The organism is Photobacterium sp. GB-56, from assembly GCF_003026105.1.
Lineage (GTDB): Bacteria > Pseudomonadota > Gammaproteobacteria > Enterobacterales > Vibrionaceae > Photobacterium.
In genome coordinates, this window is sequence record NZ_PYNW01000005.1 from 205,498 (window position 1) to 222,487 (window position 16,990).

Sequence of the window (16,990 nt, forward strand, 5' to 3'; positions counted from 1 at the left end):
AAAGATGACCCAAAAGAAAAACGCACAGCCTAAGCAAGGCTTACACCCACGTAACCCACATCGTGCGCGTTATGATTTTGCGACACTAATTAAAGCCACCCCAGAGTTAGATCAGCATGTTAGCGAAAATGCTTATGGTGATCTTTCTGTAAACTTCTCCGATCCACTCGCAGTTAAAACATTAAACAAAGCGTTATTAAAGCATTTTTATCAAGTGGATCATTGGGATATTCCTGCTGGTTTTTTATGTCCACCCATTCCTGGCCGTGCCGACTATTTGCATTACATTGCTGATTTATTAGCGCAATCTAACGAAGGGGCGATTCCTCAAGGTAAAGGTATTCGTGGTTTAGACATTGGTATCGGTGCAAACTGCGTCTACCCAATTATTGGACATCGTGTTTATGGCTGGCAATTTGTTGGTTCAGAGATCGATCCTCTTGCTGTGAAATCAGCAAAATTCATTGCAGGTAACAATCCACGTTTAAAAGGCGCTATTCAAATTCGTCTACAAAAGAATGCTGATAATATCTTTACAGATACGATCAATGATGAAGAAGTGTTTGATTTTACGTTATGTAATCCGCCATTCCATAGCTCTGAAGAAGAAGCAATGGCAGGTTCTGAACGAAAAGTTCGTAACCTTGCAGCAAATGCGAATAAGAAACAACAAGCTCGTTCTCGCGGTAAAGTATCGCCTGCTTTTAATAATGCGAAGTCATCAACAACACCTGTATTAAACTTTGGTGGTCAAAAAGCTGAATTGTGGTGTAAAGGCGGTGAAGTCGGTTTTATCAAAAAAATGATCAACCAAAGTGCAAGTAAGGCTACACAGTGCTTCTGGTTTACCACTTTAGTCTCGAAGAAAGAAAACCTAGGCGTACTTTACAAGCAACTTGAGAAAGTGGGTGCGGTTTCGGTAAAAACTATTGAAATGTCACAAGGTCAAAAGATCTCACGTCTTATTGCTTGGACGTTCTTAAACGAAGAACAGCAACAAGAATGGCGCCAAGAGCGCTGGAGCTAATTTAGCTTTTGCTATAAATAAGCGATGTATTTATCAATACATCGCTTTATGATTGGTTCTCATTAATATCCAAAGATTACACAGAATTAGAATCATAGAACATACCACTATGTTAATTTAATGTTGCTTCCTCTAGCAGTCCAATAAGCTCACTCTCTGTTTGCGGTATTCTTGCCAATTCTAATAGAGGAGAATCACCTCCTTTCAGCATATAAGCCGTATTTGTGCAGTGATCATGATGGAACCATTTACCGTTAATACAAAGATCGGTATAGCATCTTTTATCTTTTCTTAATTTCATACCACCTCCTGTTAACAATAAGCTTCTTTCCAAATCATCATGATGATTTAGATCAAGTTAAGGTATTGTTAATTAAATATTAACGATAAGTGTGTTTTAAGCCTTATAGGCGCTCTCATTCGCCATCACAATACTTATACAATAAAAAAAACTTGTACAAGGTGATCTATTTGTCTACATTGATTGTACAACAAGAAATAACTGTACAACTTTGGAGGCGGGTATGGGTATCCCTGTAGGAATCAGTTCATGTGTATTAGGCGAGAAAGTACGCTTTGATGGCGGGCATAAACGTAATCGTTTTGTAGCAGAAGACTTAGCTGAATACTTCAGCTTTAGAGCGGTATGTCCTGAAATGGCTATTGGGATGTCTACGCCGCGTCCGGTGATTCGTTTACAAGATAATGGCATTGAAGTACGGCTTGTTGATAGTAAAGATAATGCTATTGATCACACTGATAAAATGAAGGCGTTCGCCGATGAAATTATACCTAGTTTTGAGTGGTTACGTGGCTATGTGGTGTGCGCTAAATCACCTTCTTGTGGTATGGAACGAGTTAAATTGTATTTAGAAAATGGTAACTCAGTACCAGGCGGATCTGTTGGTATCTATACCAAGCGTCTAATGGAAGCAATGCCATGGTTACCTATTGAAGAAGATGGCCGACTATGTGATCCAGTACTGCGAGAGAATTTTATCTTCCGTGTTTATGCACTTGATGATCTCTATCGTAGTGTTGACGGTGGTATTACTCGAGGAAAAATCATTAAGTTTCATTCTCGTTACAAACTTTGCTTAATGGCACATCATCAAGAGTCTTATCGTTCGCTTGGACGCTTAGTATCGAAAATTCATGAGTGGGATGATTTAATTGAGTTCTTCTTAACTTATCGTCAGCAATTTATGGACGCTCTGAAAAACCGTGCAAGCCGTAAAAATAACACCAACGTGTTAATGCATATTCAAGGTTACTTTAAACGTGATTTAGATAAGGATCAAAAAGCAGAGTTACGTGATGTAATTATGCGCTATCGTGAGGGAAATATTCCTTTAATTGCCCCGCTAACACTTATTAATCATCACTTAACAGTAAACCCTGATGAATATCTTGCAACGCAAGCATATTTATCTCCTTACCCTGAAAAACTAAAGCTTCGTTTCTCATTGTAATAATGAAATTAAGGGTAAATATAGTGAATCAATTCAACCCTAAAAAGTTGTTAAACAGTAAGTGGACTGCTGCAGTCCCTAAAAATAAAGAAAAACATTTTATTATTACTGAACTTGAAATTAACGAGGAAGGTAAGGTACTTCATTGCACGATGGAAGCAGTAATGTCTAAACGTGAATTTATAATTAATTGGCAAGATTTAAGAAATACTTCGTTATGGCATCAAGGGTGGAAATAATGTGAGCAATGTTATTAATAGAAAAGATGTAACTAATCATTACAGCATTATTACATTCAATATTATTTTATAGCAATATTATCCCTAATTATTTTATGGTTTATATGGTTAAGCGTCAACGGAGTATTTATGGCGATTATAGTAGGAATAAGTGGTTGCCTTTTAGGACAACAAGTACGTTTTGACGGTGGTCATAAGCGTTTCAAATTCGCAGACGAAGAGTTAAGTGATTATTTTGAGTTCAAGCCTATTTGTCCAGAGGTTGGCATAGGCATGACAATCCCACGTCCAGTTATTCGTTTATTAGATAACAGTATTGATGTTCGTTTAGTTGATAGTAAAGATAATACACTTGATTATACTGACAAAATGAACGAATTTACTGATAATGTTTTACCTTCATTAGAAACATTGTGTGGTTACATTGTATGTGCCAAATCGCCTTCTTGCGGTATGGAGCGAGTTAAACTTTATCTTGATAATGGTCACTCAGTACCTGGCGGTTCTGTTGGTATTTATACTAAACGCCTTATGCAGAAAATGCCTTGGTTACCGATTGAAGAAGATGGTCGCTTATGTGATCCGGTATTAAGGGAGAACTTTGTTTTTCGGGTTTATGCACTTAATGATTTATATGAGAGTGTTAAAGGTGAGGACGGAATTACTAGTAATAAATTAATGAAATTCCATGCTCGTTATAAATTAGCGTTGATGGCAAGCCACCCAGCAACGTACCGTAAGCTTGGTCAGTTATTAGCTAAAAGTCATCAATGGAACGATATTAATGCGTTCTTTGTAGAGTATCGTCAATTATTAATGGACGGTTTAAAGCATCGTTCAAATTGCAAAACGAATACGAATGTACTGCTACATATTCAAGGTTACTTTAAACGTAATTTAGATAAACAACAAAAAGCAGAATTACGCGATGTTATTATGCGCTATCGTGAAGGTAACCTGCCATTAATCGCACCGTTAACACTCATCAATCATCATTTAGCATTAAACCCTAATGAGTATTTATCAAAACAAGCTTATTTAGCGCCTTATCCTGAAGCATTGAAGTTACGTTATTCATTATAAATACGTATTGTGGTTTTTAAGATATAAACGCCATATGTTGAACTAAAATAACCATTAGGCTACATCAATAGATTATTAAATGTAGTCTGTATACTTATTATTCTTTTCAATTATTCAAGGTAGAAAAATGAAAGACGAAACGCTATCCATTCACAGTGGTTACGAAACCGATCCGACAACTAAATCAGTCGCAACACCAATTTATCAAACGGTAGCCTACGAGTTTGATGATGCACAGCACGGTGCTGATCTTTTTAATCTTGAAGTGCCGGGCAATATTTATACCCGTATCATGAACCCGACCAATGACGTATTAGAAAAACGTATGGCTGCGCTTGAAGGAGGTATTGCGGGTTTAGTGGTCAGTGCTGGAAGCGCGGCGATTAACTATGCGATTCTAACCCTAGCTCAAGCAGGGGATAATATTGTATCAACACCACAACTTTATGGCGGAACCTATACGTTATTTGCTCATATGTTACCAAGCCAAGGGATTGAAGTTCGGTTTGCAAAAGATGATAAACCAGAATCTATGGCTGCGTTAATCGATGAAAAGACCAAGGCGGTCTATTGTGAAAGTATTGGTAATCCTAGTGGTAACATCATTGATCTCGAAAGAGTATCTCAGTTAGCACATGATAAAGGCGTACCTGTTATCGTCGACAACACTGTTGCAACACCTGTGCTATGTAAACCAATTGAATTTGGCGCTGATATTGTTGTTCACTCATTGACTAAATATGTGGGCGGACATGGAACAACATTAGGTGGCGTTATTGTTGATTCAGGGAAATTTCCATGGACACAGTACAAAGATAGATTCCCTGTATTTAGCCAACCAGAACCGTCTTATCATGGTGTTGTATATAATGAAGCGTTTGGTGAAGCGGCATTTATTGGTAGAGCGCGAACTGTGCCACTAAGAAATACAGGTGCTGCGCTGTCTCCGATGAATGCGTTTATGCTGATGCAAGGTTTGGAAACCTTACCATTACGCATGGAGAGACATACTGAAAATGCACTTAAAGTTGCACAATATCTCGCTAACCATGACCAAGTTAGTTGGGTTAACTATGCTGGTCTTCCTGATTCGGATTATTACGAGTTATCACAAAAATATACCAAGGGTAAACCCTCTGCTATCTTGTCGTTCGGACTGAAAAATGGTTATGAAGCAGGTGTTCGTTTTTATGATGCACTCGGTTTGTTTAAACGGTTAGTGAATATTGGTGATGCTAAATCACTGGCTTGTCATCCTGCCTCAACCACACATCGACAAATGACACCAGAAGAACAGAGCCAAGCTGGTGTTCATCCTGAAATGATAAGACTTTCTATCGGAATTGAACATATTGATGACATCATTGCTGATTTAGAACAAGCACTTAACGCATAGCGTTTTTCAATGTGGCAATCATTATTTTGATTGCCACAATACTTAGCTTATTTCTAATTACTACTCACCACCTCTTTTTTTGATGTGATACAACTCTAACTTCAATCTTGTACAAGGTTAAATCATTGTACAAGTTGGAGGTTTAACACTATAGTTATACATGAAAGAGCAGTTGTACAAGTTTGTATTGTTATGTTCTTAAACTAATTATGAAATTACGAATGAAGGTAATAATTTGAACGTTGAAATTAAGTTGTATTCAATTAGTGAAGTATCTGAAGCTACGGGTGTTAACTCTGTAACCTTACGTGCTTGGCAACGCAGATATGGTTTATTAGTTCCTCAACGAACACCTAAAGGTCACCGTCTTTATACCGATAGCGATATTGCTAAAATTCATGAAATTTTAACTTGGTTAGCCAAAGGAGTATCAATTGGTAAGGTTAAACCTTTATTAGAAGGTACTGCTGAACATCATGAATTAAATGTTGAAAAAATAGAAATGGTTGACGAAACCATCTGTTTAATTGAGCAGGGTAAAGCACAACAAATAGAAAAACGCGTACGTGAAGCATTAAAACTTTATCCATTTAATGTTTTAGAAGAGCAATTTTTAAAGCCAATTGAGCAACATATAACACGCAGTGATAACCCATTAAAAACATTACAAAAAAGTGTGTGGAACTCAGCACTTACTCAATGTTTTATTACTGTATTAGCGAAAGTTAATTCAGATAAAAATCCCCCAAGTCTCGTGTTAAGTTTTTCATCTTCAGATAATCACTTTGTGTGGCAACAGGCCTTAAAATTAGCGTATGAAGGTTATTACGCGATTGTTTTATCAGATTTTTTAGGAAAAGTAACAGGATTGTCAGCATTTATAACAGAGCATGACATTAACCACGTCTATATCGTTGGAGAAAACAAACTTGATAATAAGCAGTTAGCTGATATTGAAATAATAGAAAAAGAAAGCAATGTTCAAGTTTCTTTCATTGGAAGCATAAAAATGATCCACAAGCAGTAGAAGTAAAAAGATCCACCAGCATTATTATTTTAATAAGCTAATAGGAGTGATGATGACAAATAAAACAGTAAAAGAGCAGCACGTTATTATTTGGTTTCGTTCAGATTTACGTGTTGTTGATAATACAGCATTAAATCATGCAATCGATAGTGGACTTCCTATTATCGCACTCTTTATTGCAACGCCTATGCAGTGGCACCAACATAATATGGCGGCAGTTCAAGTAGACTTTGTTCATCGTCGGTTACAAGTATTAAAGCAACAGTTGGCTAAACAAAATATTCCTTTGCAAGTTATTGAAGTTAATGACTTCTCAGAATCGGTTAAAGTTATTGAGCAAGTTTGTTTTGATTATAATGCTGTGCATGTTTTTGCGAATAAACAATATCCAATTAATGAGCATAAACGTGATATAGCTGTAGGGGAATTGCTTGCAAAAAATAGTATAAAATTCAGTATTTTTGATGATAATTATATTTTGCAGCCTGAAATGGTTTTGACCCGTGATGGGGAATTATTCAAAGTTTTCACCCCATTTAGAAATGCATGGATCAAGCGTTTCTTATTATCACCTAGTTACCCTGTAACAAATAAGGGTGACACTGTAACTAGTGACGTGGTGATTAAGTTATTGTCTGCCTGTCATCAAATCAAAGCTTTCAACTATCCCATTATCGATAGTGTGTTATGGCCAGTAGATGAAGAAACTATTGCACAAAGATTAGAAACGTTTTGTGAAACTAAAGCCGAATCATATCACCAAAACAGAGATTTTCCCGCGATTGATGGCACTAGTTGTTTATCCCCATATCTTGCTATTGGGGCGCTTTCAGCTAGGCAGTGTCTGCATCAGCTATTGCAGCACTTTCCAAATGCATTAGAAATTAATAAGGATGATGGCGCTTTTACATGGTTGAACGAGATTGTTTGGCGTGAGTTTTATGGTCATTTACTTCATCGCTACCCTGAATTAAGCCAACATCAGCCATTTCAAAAGTTTACTCAGTTTGTCAAATGGAAAGATGACGCAACATTACTTAAAGCATGGCAAGAAGGAAAAACGGGGTTTCCTATTGTCGATGCCGCTATGAGGCAATTACGTGCAACAGGTTGGATGCATAATCGTTTACGTATGATCACTGCAAGTTTTCTAACGAAAGACTTGTTATGTGATTGGCGTGTCGGTGAGCAGTGGTTTATGCAGCACCTCATTGATGGTGATTTCGCTTCCAATAACGGAGGTTGGCAATGGGCCGCATCAACAGGTACCGATGCACAACCTTATTTCAGAGTATTTAATCCAACACTACAAGGGCAACGATTTGATCCAAAAGGTGATTTCATCCGTACATGGGTTAAGGAATTAGAACATGTTCCGGATAAATACATACACACGCCGCATCAATGGGCGAGTGCAGAATCACTGAATTATCCATTGCCAATTGTCGATCATAAGGAAGCCCGTCTAGTCGCAATTGAGTCTTTTAAACAAGCAAAGGCTTATATGGATATTCATCAATAACACTGGTGGAGGAATAAATAATGGACGCAGTGATAAACCCTGCATTAATTAAGTTTTTTAATGTGTATGGACAACTAGGAAAGGACAACCTCTCTCAACTGTCTGACGTTTATCATCATTTAGTTATTTTTGAAGATCCTGCACATAAAATTGAAGGTTTTAGTGCTTTAGAAGCTTACTTTTTTAACCTTTATCAAAATATAAATAGCTGTCGATTTATTATTAATAGCTATGTAGAAGATGATCATGAAGCGTTTGTTCAATGGACAATGCACTTTTCACATCCTCGATTACAAAATGGCAAAGAACGTAGTTTAGAAGGCTGTACTCAGCTGAAATTTGAACAAGATAAAGTGATTTATCATCGTGATTATTTCGATATGGGGGAAATGATTTATGAAGGTCTACCCATGTTTGGACGCATTATTCGACACATTAAATCAAGGTTAGGGCAATGAATCAGGTATTGATCACAGGTGCTAGTTCGGGGATTGGCAAACAGCTTGCATGTGATTATGCAGATGACGGGTGGCGTGTTATTGCTTGCGGTCAAAATGCGCAGCGTTTAAATGAATTAGAAGAAGAACATCAAGCGATAAAAACATTACGTTTCGATGTAACAGATTTTGAAAGCACACTATCAGCGCTTACATCCTTAGAGACTCTACCAGAGTTAATTATTTTAAATGCCGGCACGTGTGAATACATTGATGAAGGAAAAATTGATACAGCATTAGTTAAACGCGTTTTTGATGTCAATGTTTACGGAGTTCTCCATTGCATAGAAGCCTTACAAGCGCGATTTAATGAAAAAACGCATTTAGTCATTATCAGTTCTTCTGCCAGTTTCGTTGCTTTACCACGTGCAGAAGCCTATGGCGCTTCTAAGGCTGCAATGAGTTATATCACTCAAGCACTTGCTGTTGATCTCGCTTATTTGAATATGAAAATTACGTTAGTGAATCCTGGTTTTGTAAAAACGCCATTAACAGATAAAAACGATTTTACGATGCCAATGTTAGTGTCACCCGAACATGCTTCAAAAAAAATAAGATCAGGTATTGCTGCAGGAAAAAAAGAAATTAGTTTTCCTGCCACCTTTACACTGTTTCTTAAAACTATTGCGCTTTTGCCAATTACATTTCGATTGGCAGTAATTAAACGAATGACGGGGAAATCATAATGAAAATAGCCATTATAGGTTCCGGTATTTCAGGCTTGACGTCCGCTTGGTATTTACATCAAGAACACGAAGTTACTGTTTACGAGGCAAACAGTTATGTCGGTGGGCATACTGCAACGGTAGATGTCACTGTAGATAGTGGTGATTATGCCATCGATACTGGGTTTATTGTTTTTAATGATCGTACTTATCCAAACTTTGAAAATTTGCTTGAACAACTTGAAATAACAGGTAAGCCAAGCGAAATGAGCTTTAGTGTTCACAATGAGCGTACGGGGCTTGAATATAATGGGCATACTATTTCATCACTGTTTGCCCAGAAACGTAATTTATTGAACCCGGCTTTTTATCGCTTTTTGTATGAGATCACCCAGTTTAATAAGCTTGCTAAAAAGGTTGTAGGTGATAGTGAGTTAATGAATCAAACGCTAGGTGATTTTTTAACTCAGCATCAGTTTAGTGATTACTTTGCTGAAAATTATATCTTACCGATGGGGGCTGCTATTTGGTCTTCAACGTTATCTGATATGAGACGTTTTCCCTTAGCTTTCTTTCTGCGTTTTTTCTTAAACCATGGTTTGTTAGACATAACTAATCGTCCACAGTGGCGTGTAATACCGGGTGGTTCTCGTGAATATGTTAGAAAAATGATGTCTTATATCGGAGATTGTATTCAACTAAATAGCCCTGTCTCTTCGGTGAAGCGTAGTAAAGGCAAGGTAATTGTTACGGTTAATACTAAGCAAGAAGAATTTGATCAAGTGATTTTCGCTTGTCATAGTGATCAAGCGTTAAAAATGCTGTCTGATGCAACATCAGAAGAAAACTACGTGTTATCAGATATTCATTATCAAGAAAACGAAGTGGTTCTTCATACCGATACTTCGTTATTACCAAAACGTCAGGCTGCATGGGCATCTTGGAATTATTCGTTACCTAAATCTCGTGATGCTCGAGAACGTAACTTAGCGTCACTGACTTATAACATGAATATACTTCAAGGCATTCTAGCTCCTGAAACATTTTGTGTAACCCTTAACCAAACTGAATCGATAGATAAAGACAAAATACTGCGCAAATTTGTTTATTCTCATCCTGTTTTCAATACTCAAAGTATTGCGGCTCAGCAGAAACGTCATCTGATAAATGGAGAAAATCAAACATGGTTCTGCGGAGCGTATTGGTATAACGGTTTTCATGAAGACGGGGTACGTAGTGCGTTAGATGTTGTTGAAGCGATAAAAATGCAATCACTGACACAATCAGAAAGTGTAGATCAAACAGCGCAATCTCTGAATGTTTCTCATGAACCATCATACAAAAGTGTCATACGAAGTTATTAGTATGGGGAAAGATAATCAGCTTAAAAGCGGCATTTTTCAGGGATGGGTTAGGCATCGACGCTTTACACCAGTGGATCATAGATTCACATATTCTATGTTTATGCCCCATATCCACTTAAATGAATTAGATCAGTTGGATAAACAAGTAAAAGGCTTTGGATTATCACTGTTTAATTTCGCTCGATTTCGACGTGATGATTACGTAAAAGGTGATCCTGATTTAGCACAAGCTGTAAAAGATAAGGTCTATGCGCTAACAGGTAAAATGATTGATGGCAATGTCACTATGCTATGTCACTTACGTTATTGCGGATTGTATTTCAGTCCTCTTAATTTGTATTACCTCCATGATGATGAAGGTCAATGGCAATATATGTTAGCTGAAGTCAGTAATACACCTTGGAACGAACGTCATTACTATGCGATACCGGCCCCGCAATATTGGCAGGGGCGTGAATATAGTCATGATAAGGCGTTTCATGTTTCACCTTTTAACCCTATACATCAACAGTATCATTGGCGATTAACAGAGCCTGATAGCAATTTGCTGGTTAACTTGGCTGTGAGTCGATACAAAGATTGCATCTCTCCGAGCAGGTATTCGGGTGATTCGAAAAATAGCCATCAAAAAGTATTTGATGCCACCATGCAGATGCGTAAGCAAAACTTCACATCTGCAATACTTATCAAGCAATTACTGCTTACACCGATTATGACAATAAAGGTTGTTATAGGTATTTATTGGCAAGCGCTTAAATTATTTATTAAAGGCGTACCAATTTATGATCACCCAAATAACACACCGTATGAAAAAGTAAATAAACACAAGATTAAACGAGGGAATGACAATGCTTAGAAGCGACGTACAACAATCATCATCAGTTAATGTATCAGCCTCTGATCATGCATCTCGGCATATTTTATTTAAAGTATTAAAACACCTTTCTAATGCGGGCTTAAGTGTATCTGATTCAACGGAAGGCACCGTCTTCTTTGGTGACAAACAAGCACCGCTACAAGCGAGTATTAATGTCCATAACCCGCTTTTTTATAAACGCTTACTGACGGATGGCAGTATTGGTGCAGGTGAAGCGTATATGGAAGGCTGGTGGGATTCACCAAACTTAACCAATGTAGTACGGGTTTTGGCTAAGAACCTGACAACGTTAGATAAGCTAGAAGCAAAAATGGGTTGGATGAGTCGAATCTCCGAACAGATTGGGCACTTGCTGCGTAAAAATACCATTAAGAATGCGCGCAAAAACATATCAGCACATTACGATCTTGGTAACGATCTTTATCGTCACTTTCTTGATCCTAATATGCTTTATTCTTCGGCTATTTACCTCAATAAAAATGACACGTTGGATCAAGCACAATGGAATAAGATGGATCGTTTGTGTCAGAAATTAAAATTGACTGAAGACGATCATTTACTAGAAATTGGTACTGGATGGGGCGGTATGGCGATTCATGCAGCGAAATACTACGGCTGCCGTGTTACCACTACTACGATCTCTGAGCAACAATATTTATGGGCAAAAGAGCGAGTTGAAAAAGAAGGCCTATCTAATCGTATCACCTTACTTATGGACGACTACCGCGATTTAACGGGGCAATACGATAAGTTAGTATCGGTTGAAATGATAGAAGCAGTCGGTAAGCAATACCTTAAAACCTATATTGAAAAGTGTCAGTCATTATTAAAACCAACTGGCTTAATGGCGATTCAAGCAATCACAATTGCCGATCAACGTTATGATAGTTACAGCCGCGGCGTTGATTTTATTCAAAAACACATATTCCCTGGCGGTTTCTTACCTTCAATTACCGTATTACTTGAAAATCTAACCAAGCACAGTGATTTCGTGATGCGAGATATCAAAGATATTGGCTTAGATTATGCGAAAACGCTTGAGGATTGGCATCAGCAGTTTAATGAGAATGCCGTAGCATTAGAAAAATATGGCTACGACGAAAGATTTATGAGGATGTGGCGTTTTTACTTTGCTTATTGCGAGGGGGGATTCTTAGAGCGCACCATTAGTACTATTCAATTTGTCGCAAGTCGCCCGCAATGGAGAGAGTAAATCCATTGGCAAACAAACTAAAAGTGTTATTGGCTGGCATGGTGTTTAACTTCTATTGGTTACTCGCTGTGTGGGGGCAATATCGTTTTACTTATATCTTGGTTTTCATACTAATAGCTACATGGTTTATGGAATCTAAGGCGTGGCGTTTCTCTGTATTAGCATCGATACCCGGCATAGTGATTGATTCAATGCTCAGACATTGGCAGGTGTTTGATTTTCCAATACCTAATCGAACGCCACTTTTCTTTAATGTGGAGAGTATTGGGTTAATACCACTTTGGCTGATATTGCTTTGGTTGGGTTTCACAACTTTTGTTTGGGTTCTACGCACATCAATTAGTAGCTTTGCTACACATTGGTTGCTGGTGGCTGGCAGTTTTGGCGGTGCATTGAGTTATTGGTCTGGAATGAAATTAGGTGCGGTAATTTGGCAGCTAGAAACATTAGATACATTCTTTGTGCTAATAGTGATCTGGTTGGCTCTATCGGCGTATCTTTTATGGTTACTGCGTATTTTACATAAAGATCCAAATAATCCGACCGCACAGGAGCAATAAATGCGAACACTCGTTATCTTTTTGGGTTTATTGATATGCTCTAATGTTGCTAAAGCAGAAGCGGATTATAGCAATAAAGCGATTCAAAATAACGCTACTCTACAGTTACAGACCCTTAGTGATAAATACCCATGGTATCAGTGGAAAATAGTGGGTGAAGCAACACTTGAGTGGGGAATATGGGATATTTATCACTCAGAGCTAAAAACGCCAACAGGACGATATAAGGGGACGCAAGATGATTTAGCTTTAATTATTCTTTATCTACGTAATATCGATAAAGATGCCTTGTTGGATGCGACTGAAGAACAATGGCAACATTTAGGTTATAGCAGCCAACAGATAACACCGTGGCTAAAAACGTTATCAACCATATGGCCAGACGTTAAAAAGGGAGATAGATTAACTTTCGTTCTCCGTAATGGTGAAGGGCAGTTTTATCAACAAAGTAAACCACTAGGGAAAGTCTTATCACCATCGCTATCACAAAGCTTTATTGCTATTTGGTTATCACCAAAGACATCGTATCCGGAATTACGTCAGCAGTTAATTGGAAAATAGCGAGCATAAATTCTCTTACTCTGCATGTTAATCATTCAAAGTGAGACTATGGAATAAGGTCATGGCATGAAAAAAATAACCTCAATATTATTAGCATTAATGTTGCTTTTAACAGGGTGTACAGCGTCTATTTCTGATTATAAATCTTCACAACCCAAGTTTGATTTATTTGGTTACTTTGCTGGTAAAACAACGGCATGGGGAATGCTGCAAGATTATAAAGGTAAACAAACACGCCGATTTACGGTTGATATAGTAGGTACAGTAAAAAAGGATACATTAACCCTTGTCGAAGACTTTGTATTTGATGATGGTGAAACCCAACAGCGTATTTGGACGATAAAAAAACAAGCAGATGGACGATATACCGGAACGGCGGGTGATGTTATTGGTGAAGCACAAGGAGTTGAGGTCGGTAATGCATTGCAATGGCAATATACCTTAGCGATTCCCGTAGATGATACAGTTTATAATATTACATTTAATGACTGGATGTATCGCCAAGATGAAAAGCACATGTTCAATGTTGCAACCATGACCAAATTTGGCTTTGAAGTAGGTAAAGTGACGTTGTTTTTCCAAAAAAGATGATTAATTTAAATATGTAATACCATATTTTCTCTATCTATTTATTACGCAATAATATGCCAGTTTGATTGACTGGCTTTTTTGATCGAATTATCACGTCATAAAGATACTATGTTATACGGTTACTTTTATAGTGCGCTTTGTTTCTAATTTTTAGTCAATGAGTTTATAAATCATGAATTATAAATAGTAATTTAAAAGACATAATCAAATAACGGATTTAGGAAAATAATAATGCTTAAAAAATGGAATGAAAAATGGTTCAAACGTTGGAGCATACGGCGTGAAAAAGGGCAGTTGCATTATGTTCTTTCTCAAACAGCAATTACTGTTTTTTTCTTAATAATTGGTTTGTTTTTACATACGTTACTTTTTTCTAATCAATCTAAATGGGATGTGTTTTTACCGAATACAGCAAAATACGCACTGTTTTGGTTTGTCATGGGCTTAATAGTAAATTACTTTGGATGGATATTTGCTGAAATTCGATATCAAAATGTGATAAAGAAAAAGAAAAAGAAAGAAGAAAACGGTAACCATTAAATACGAGAGATCGTTCTCTTCTAGCACATCTTTAATCAAAAGATTAAAAGCCTACATCTAAACAGGCTTTGATTTAACTAAACTCGATGCTGGTTATCAGCCAAAACCACGCGACATTGCAACGATACGTTTTAATACCCAACGGATAAGTAGAGGTGTGCGGTTATCTTTCTCATCGCGAGTATATTTAACGATTGCCAATGCCATATCGGGTTTCGCTGTTTTTCTTAGTACCTTATGAATGATCTTACGCATTGGTATTTTAGTATCAGTGATATTCGCTAAGTCACGAAACAAAGGTTCATAGCCATTTTTATATAAGAAATGTTCAATGTCTTTTGCTGGCAATACTGTCAAGCGTTCACGCTCGGGATCATCGCCAAGCATATTACGGACTTTCTCTGCATATTTCTTACCCGCTAGATCACCATCAGCCACTAAATGCCATTCAATACCGAGTATCTTTGCCAACTTGATCAATGGCTTTAATCCACTTTGCGCAAACTCAATAATTTGAATCCCTTCTGCGGCAAGGTTATAACCATTTAGGTGTGCCATTTCATTAAATAACCATACTTCCGTTTCCCCTTCAACTAACAGCCATACTCTTGCAAAGAAAGCACTCGGGCGATGCATGCGTACGTGAAAAGTGACTTTACGGGTATCATCTTTACTCAACTCCCCATTATCTACACCATATACTTCCGTTTTATATGGCTGACGTATCAACTTCTTGATCGCGGTTAACGGCGCAGAAGTTAAAAGCTCAGGGCTGTTGGTCGTTAAGATCTTTTGCATCGGCATATTTTGAATAAACGCCCATGCTTGATGGAGCATGATCGGATGCAAACGACCTTCTGGATCTTCCAAGATCATGATAGGCCGTGAAATGCGTTTTAACTCGACAGGACCTCTTGCACGAATATATTCATTCAATAAGCCCATTAACAATAAACGTGCTTGCTTTGTCATGTGGGGCTGAATGAGTTGATCAAATGGATTTGCATATAAACCATGTGTATTGGTTTGTTGTAATGAAGAGTAGTGTGGCGATAATGCTTTACTACGCTGGTGGGGCGCAAAGGCAAAGTAGTGATCAACTAACGATCGTAACGTAGTAATACTACTTTTAATTTCTGCTGTACTGACATGACCGGGCTGTGTCATTAACCGTCGACAGGTATTATCTAAACGTTTTTGTACGCGAAGCTCTTGCGGCGTTTGCGTTAATGGCTGCTCATTATTACCGTCATGACGTTCTTCGTGAAGACGTCTCGAATCACGAATACGAACAATAGGGTGAAGCACCATTAGCTGTCGAATCAACTTATCCGTATCAGGATGTGAAATGCCATGACCAGTTGAATGTAAAAATTGTCTATTAGTAATGATCTTATCGTTTTCAATATGGCTGTGAATTTGATAATAAAAATGCTTTATACCGTCTTTTTCTGAGAGAAAAGGCTGAAACCCACGGTAGCGACGGGCATTATGTTCACCTTTATAATCTTCATTCCAATGTAAAACAATCTGAATTTCTGTCGCTCGCTCATTACCTAACGCATGATCGATATGGAAATCGGAAAAGTTAAACTCGTAAAACTCAGCATCTGGAGACAATGCTAAACAAAGCGCATCGAGCAAAGAGGATTTACCCCACGCATTTTCACCAATTAGGACGGTTAACTCTTTAAAAGACAAGGATAAACGCTTAATACCACGGAAACCGGATATTTCAATTCTTTCTAAATGCATAAAACTCTACAAACCTCGTTTATTCCTGTATACGATATAGTAAATCAATCGTTGACTCGCAAGAACTGATCACATATTCATAGCATGATATGCTTTAAATAGTTATATGATTTCAAACAAATAATAATAGAAGGAAGAGTTAGATGGCTAAGATAATTCACTCAATGATCCGTGTGTTAGATCTTGACGCTTCATTAAAGTTTTACAAAGAAGCATTAGATTTAGAGATTGCTGAGCGTTTAGATTTTGAAGGGTTTAGTCTGGTTTACTTACGCAACAATGAAAATGATATGGAGCTTGAGCTGACTTGGAATGAGGGAACGGAAGAACCGTATACCCATGGTACGGGTTATGGTCATATTGCTGTCGCTGTGGATGATTTAGAAGCTGAACATGCAAAATTAACGGATTGTGGTTATGCGCCTTTAGAGATTAAAGAGTTTTTCCGTGAGGGGACGTTATTAGCGAAGTTTTTCTTTGTACAAGATCCGGATGGTTACAAAATTGAGTTTTTACAACGCCATGCTCGTTATCAGTAACATTTTAGCAAAGATGATTTAATGGGTAGTAAGATGATAAATAGCATTTAGTCTTACTATTC

General features: G+C 37.6%; 19 protein-coding genes. 17 read left to right on the forward strand and 2 right to left on the reverse strand.

The features are described from left to right. Positions 1–4 precede the first annotated feature (4 nt). Positions 5–1,027: a 23S rRNA (adenine(1618)-N(6))-methyltransferase RlmF gene (gene rlmF, locus C9J42_RS09130; RefSeq protein WP_107207187.1), complete on the forward strand. Its 1,023-nt coding sequence runs from the start codon at positions 5–7 to the stop codon at positions 1,025–1,027. 112 nt (positions 1,028–1,139) lie between these two features. On the opposite strand, the gene C9J42_RS09135 is transcribed toward rlmF, so the two are convergent. Then, complete coding sequence (locus C9J42_RS09135; protein WP_107207186.1) at positions 1,140–1,328, reverse strand: hypothetical protein; 189 nt, start codon at positions 1,326–1,328, stop codon at positions 1,140–1,142. A gap of 223 nt (positions 1,329–1,551) precedes the next feature. On the opposite strand from C9J42_RS09135, the gene C9J42_RS09140 reads away from it, so the two are divergent. From C9J42_RS09140 to C9J42_RS09210, 15 genes are all read left to right on the forward strand, one after another. Continuing rightward, positions 1,552–2,499 (forward strand): DUF523 and DUF1722 domain-containing protein, encoded by a 948-nt coding sequence (locus C9J42_RS09140; protein WP_105062262.1) that lies wholly within the window; start codon positions 1,552–1,554, stop codon positions 2,497–2,499. Positions 2,500–2,522: 23 nt separating this feature from the next. Further along, on the forward strand, positions 2,523–2,738 hold the full coding sequence (locus C9J42_RS09145) for a TIGR02450 family Trp-rich protein (RefSeq protein ID WP_005365110.1): 216 nt from the start codon (positions 2,523–2,525) through the stop codon (positions 2,736–2,738). Positions 2,739–2,867: 129 nt separating this feature from the next. Continuing rightward, entirely contained in the window at positions 2,868–3,821 is a 954-nt protein-coding gene (locus C9J42_RS09150; protein WP_107301911.1) for a DUF523 and DUF1722 domain-containing protein, read from the forward strand. Positions 3,822–3,948: 127 nt separating this feature from the next. Further along, positions 3,949–5,217, forward strand: coding sequence for an O-acetylhomoserine aminocarboxypropyltransferase/cysteine synthase family protein (locus C9J42_RS09155; protein ID WP_107260990.1), 1,269 nt, complete (start codon positions 3,949–3,951; stop codon positions 5,215–5,217). Between the two features lie 235 nt (positions 5,218–5,452). Next, positions 5,453–6,244 carry a MerR family transcriptional regulator gene (locus C9J42_RS09160; protein WP_107301912.1) on the forward strand — a complete coding sequence of 264 codons (792 nt, stop codon included), beginning with the start codon at positions 5,453–5,455 and terminating at the stop codon, positions 6,242–6,244. A gap of 52 nt (positions 6,245–6,296) precedes the next feature. Then, entirely contained in the window at positions 6,297–7,766 is a 1,470-nt protein-coding gene (gene phrB, locus C9J42_RS09165) for a deoxyribodipyrimidine photo-lyase (protein ID WP_107207182.1), read from the forward strand. A gap of 20 nt (positions 7,767–7,786) precedes the next feature. Next, positions 7,787–8,224 carry a nuclear transport factor 2 family protein gene (locus C9J42_RS09170; RefSeq protein ID WP_105062257.1) on the forward strand — a complete coding sequence of 146 codons (438 nt, stop codon included), beginning with the start codon at positions 7,787–7,789 and terminating at the stop codon, positions 8,222–8,224. Continuing rightward, entirely contained in the window at positions 8,221–8,949 is a 729-nt protein-coding gene (locus C9J42_RS09175; protein WP_105062256.1) for an SDR family NAD(P)-dependent oxidoreductase, read from the forward strand. Before C9J42_RS09170 ends, C9J42_RS09175 begins: the two co-directional genes overlap by 4 nt. Beyond that, positions 8,949–10,292 carry an NAD(P)/FAD-dependent oxidoreductase gene (locus C9J42_RS09180; protein WP_107287569.1) on the forward strand — a complete coding sequence of 448 codons (1,344 nt, stop codon included), beginning with the start codon at positions 8,949–8,951 and terminating at the stop codon, positions 10,290–10,292. Before C9J42_RS09175 ends, C9J42_RS09180 begins: the two co-directional genes overlap by 1 nt. Before the next feature lies 1 nt (position 10,293). Beyond that, positions 10,294–11,148, forward strand: a complete 855-nt coding sequence (locus C9J42_RS09185) for a DUF1365 domain-containing protein (protein WP_107207179.1) — start codon at positions 10,294–10,296, stop codon at positions 11,146–11,148. Next, positions 11,141–12,382 (forward strand): cyclopropane-fatty-acyl-phospholipid synthase family protein, encoded by a 1,242-nt coding sequence (locus C9J42_RS09190; RefSeq protein WP_107207178.1) that lies wholly within the window; start codon positions 11,141–11,143, stop codon positions 12,380–12,382. The genes C9J42_RS09185 and C9J42_RS09190 overlap by 8 nt, the downstream gene beginning before the upstream one ends. Then, positions 12,370–12,942 carry a DUF2878 family protein gene (locus C9J42_RS09195; RefSeq protein ID WP_107260984.1) on the forward strand — a complete coding sequence of 191 codons (573 nt, stop codon included), beginning with the start codon at positions 12,370–12,372 and terminating at the stop codon, positions 12,940–12,942. Before C9J42_RS09190 ends, C9J42_RS09195 begins: the two co-directional genes overlap by 13 nt. Then, positions 12,943–13,503: a chalcone isomerase family protein gene (locus C9J42_RS09200; RefSeq protein WP_107247209.1), complete on the forward strand. Its 561-nt coding sequence runs from the start codon at positions 12,943–12,945 to the stop codon at positions 13,501–13,503. Positions 13,504–13,569: 66 nt separating this feature from the next. Then, on the forward strand, positions 13,570–14,094 hold the full coding sequence (locus C9J42_RS09205) for a DUF3833 domain-containing protein (RefSeq protein WP_107207175.1): 525 nt from the start codon (positions 13,570–13,572) through the stop codon (positions 14,092–14,094). 231 nt (positions 14,095–14,325) lie between these two features. Beyond that, a complete protein-coding gene (locus tag C9J42_RS09210; protein WP_107301913.1) occupies positions 14,326–14,634 on the forward strand; it encodes a hypothetical protein in 309 nt (102 codons plus the stop codon). 96 nt (positions 14,635–14,730) lie between these two features. Here the strand turns inward: C9J42_RS09210 and C9J42_RS09215 are convergent, their stop codons facing one another. Then, positions 14,731–16,389: a DUF2813 domain-containing protein gene (locus C9J42_RS09215; RefSeq protein WP_107207173.1), complete on the reverse strand. Its 1,659-nt coding sequence runs from the start codon at positions 16,387–16,389 to the stop codon at positions 14,731–14,733. A 143-nt stretch (positions 16,390–16,532) separates the two neighbouring features. Between C9J42_RS09215 and C9J42_RS09220 the strand changes: the two genes are divergently transcribed. Beyond that, on the forward strand, positions 16,533–16,928 hold the full coding sequence (locus C9J42_RS09220; RefSeq protein WP_107207172.1) for a VOC family protein: 396 nt from the start codon (positions 16,533–16,535) through the stop codon (positions 16,926–16,928). The last annotated feature ends 62 nt before the right edge of the window (positions 16,929–16,990 follow it).

What these genes read in the sequence shown, in the direction of transcription:
- rlmF (WP_107207187.1), top strand. Translation starts at nt 5, where the DNA reads ATGACCCAAAAGAAAAACGCACAGCCTAAGCAAGGCTTACACCCACGT.
- C9J42_RS09135 (WP_107207186.1), bottom strand. Translation starts at nt 1,328, where the DNA reads ATGAAATTAAGAAAAGATAAAAGATGCTATACCGATCTTTGTATTAAC.
- C9J42_RS09140 (WP_105062262.1), top strand. Translation starts at nt 1,552, where the DNA reads ATGGGTATCCCTGTAGGAATCAGTTCATGTGTATTAGGCGAGAAAGTA.
- C9J42_RS09150 (WP_107301911.1), top strand. Translation starts at nt 2,868, where the DNA reads ATGGCGATTATAGTAGGAATAAGTGGTTGCCTTTTAGGACAACAAGTA.
- C9J42_RS09155 (WP_107260990.1), top strand. Translation starts at nt 3,949, where the DNA reads ATGAAAGACGAAACGCTATCCATTCACAGTGGTTACGAAACCGATCCG.
- phrB (WP_107207182.1), top strand. Translation starts at nt 6,297, where the DNA reads ATGACAAATAAAACAGTAAAAGAGCAGCACGTTATTATTTGGTTTCGT.
- C9J42_RS09170 (WP_105062257.1), top strand. Translation starts at nt 7,787, where the DNA reads ATGGACGCAGTGATAAACCCTGCATTAATTAAGTTTTTTAATGTGTAT.
- C9J42_RS09175 (WP_105062256.1), top strand. Translation starts at nt 8,221, where the DNA reads ATGAATCAGGTATTGATCACAGGTGCTAGTTCGGGGATTGGCAAACAG.
- C9J42_RS09180 (WP_107287569.1), top strand. Translation starts at nt 8,949, where the DNA reads ATGAAAATAGCCATTATAGGTTCCGGTATTTCAGGCTTGACGTCCGCT.
- C9J42_RS09185 (WP_107207179.1), top strand. Translation starts at nt 10,294, where the DNA reads ATGGGGAAAGATAATCAGCTTAAAAGCGGCATTTTTCAGGGATGGGTT.
- C9J42_RS09190 (WP_107207178.1), top strand. Translation starts at nt 11,141, where the DNA reads ATGCTTAGAAGCGACGTACAACAATCATCATCAGTTAATGTATCAGCC.
- C9J42_RS09195 (WP_107260984.1), top strand. Translation starts at nt 12,370, where the DNA reads ATGGAGAGAGTAAATCCATTGGCAAACAAACTAAAAGTGTTATTGGCT.
- C9J42_RS09200 (WP_107247209.1), top strand. Translation starts at nt 12,943, where the DNA reads ATGCGAACACTCGTTATCTTTTTGGGTTTATTGATATGCTCTAATGTT.
- C9J42_RS09205 (WP_107207175.1), top strand. Translation starts at nt 13,570, where the DNA reads ATGAAAAAAATAACCTCAATATTATTAGCATTAATGTTGCTTTTAACA.
- C9J42_RS09210 (WP_107301913.1), top strand. Translation starts at nt 14,326, where the DNA reads ATGCTTAAAAAATGGAATGAAAAATGGTTCAAACGTTGGAGCATACGG.
- C9J42_RS09215 (WP_107207173.1), bottom strand. Translation starts at nt 16,389, where the DNA reads ATGCATTTAGAAAGAATTGAAATATCCGGTTTCCGTGGTATTAAGCGT.
- C9J42_RS09220 (WP_107207172.1), top strand. Translation starts at nt 16,533, where the DNA reads ATGGCTAAGATAATTCACTCAATGATCCGTGTGTTAGATCTTGACGCT.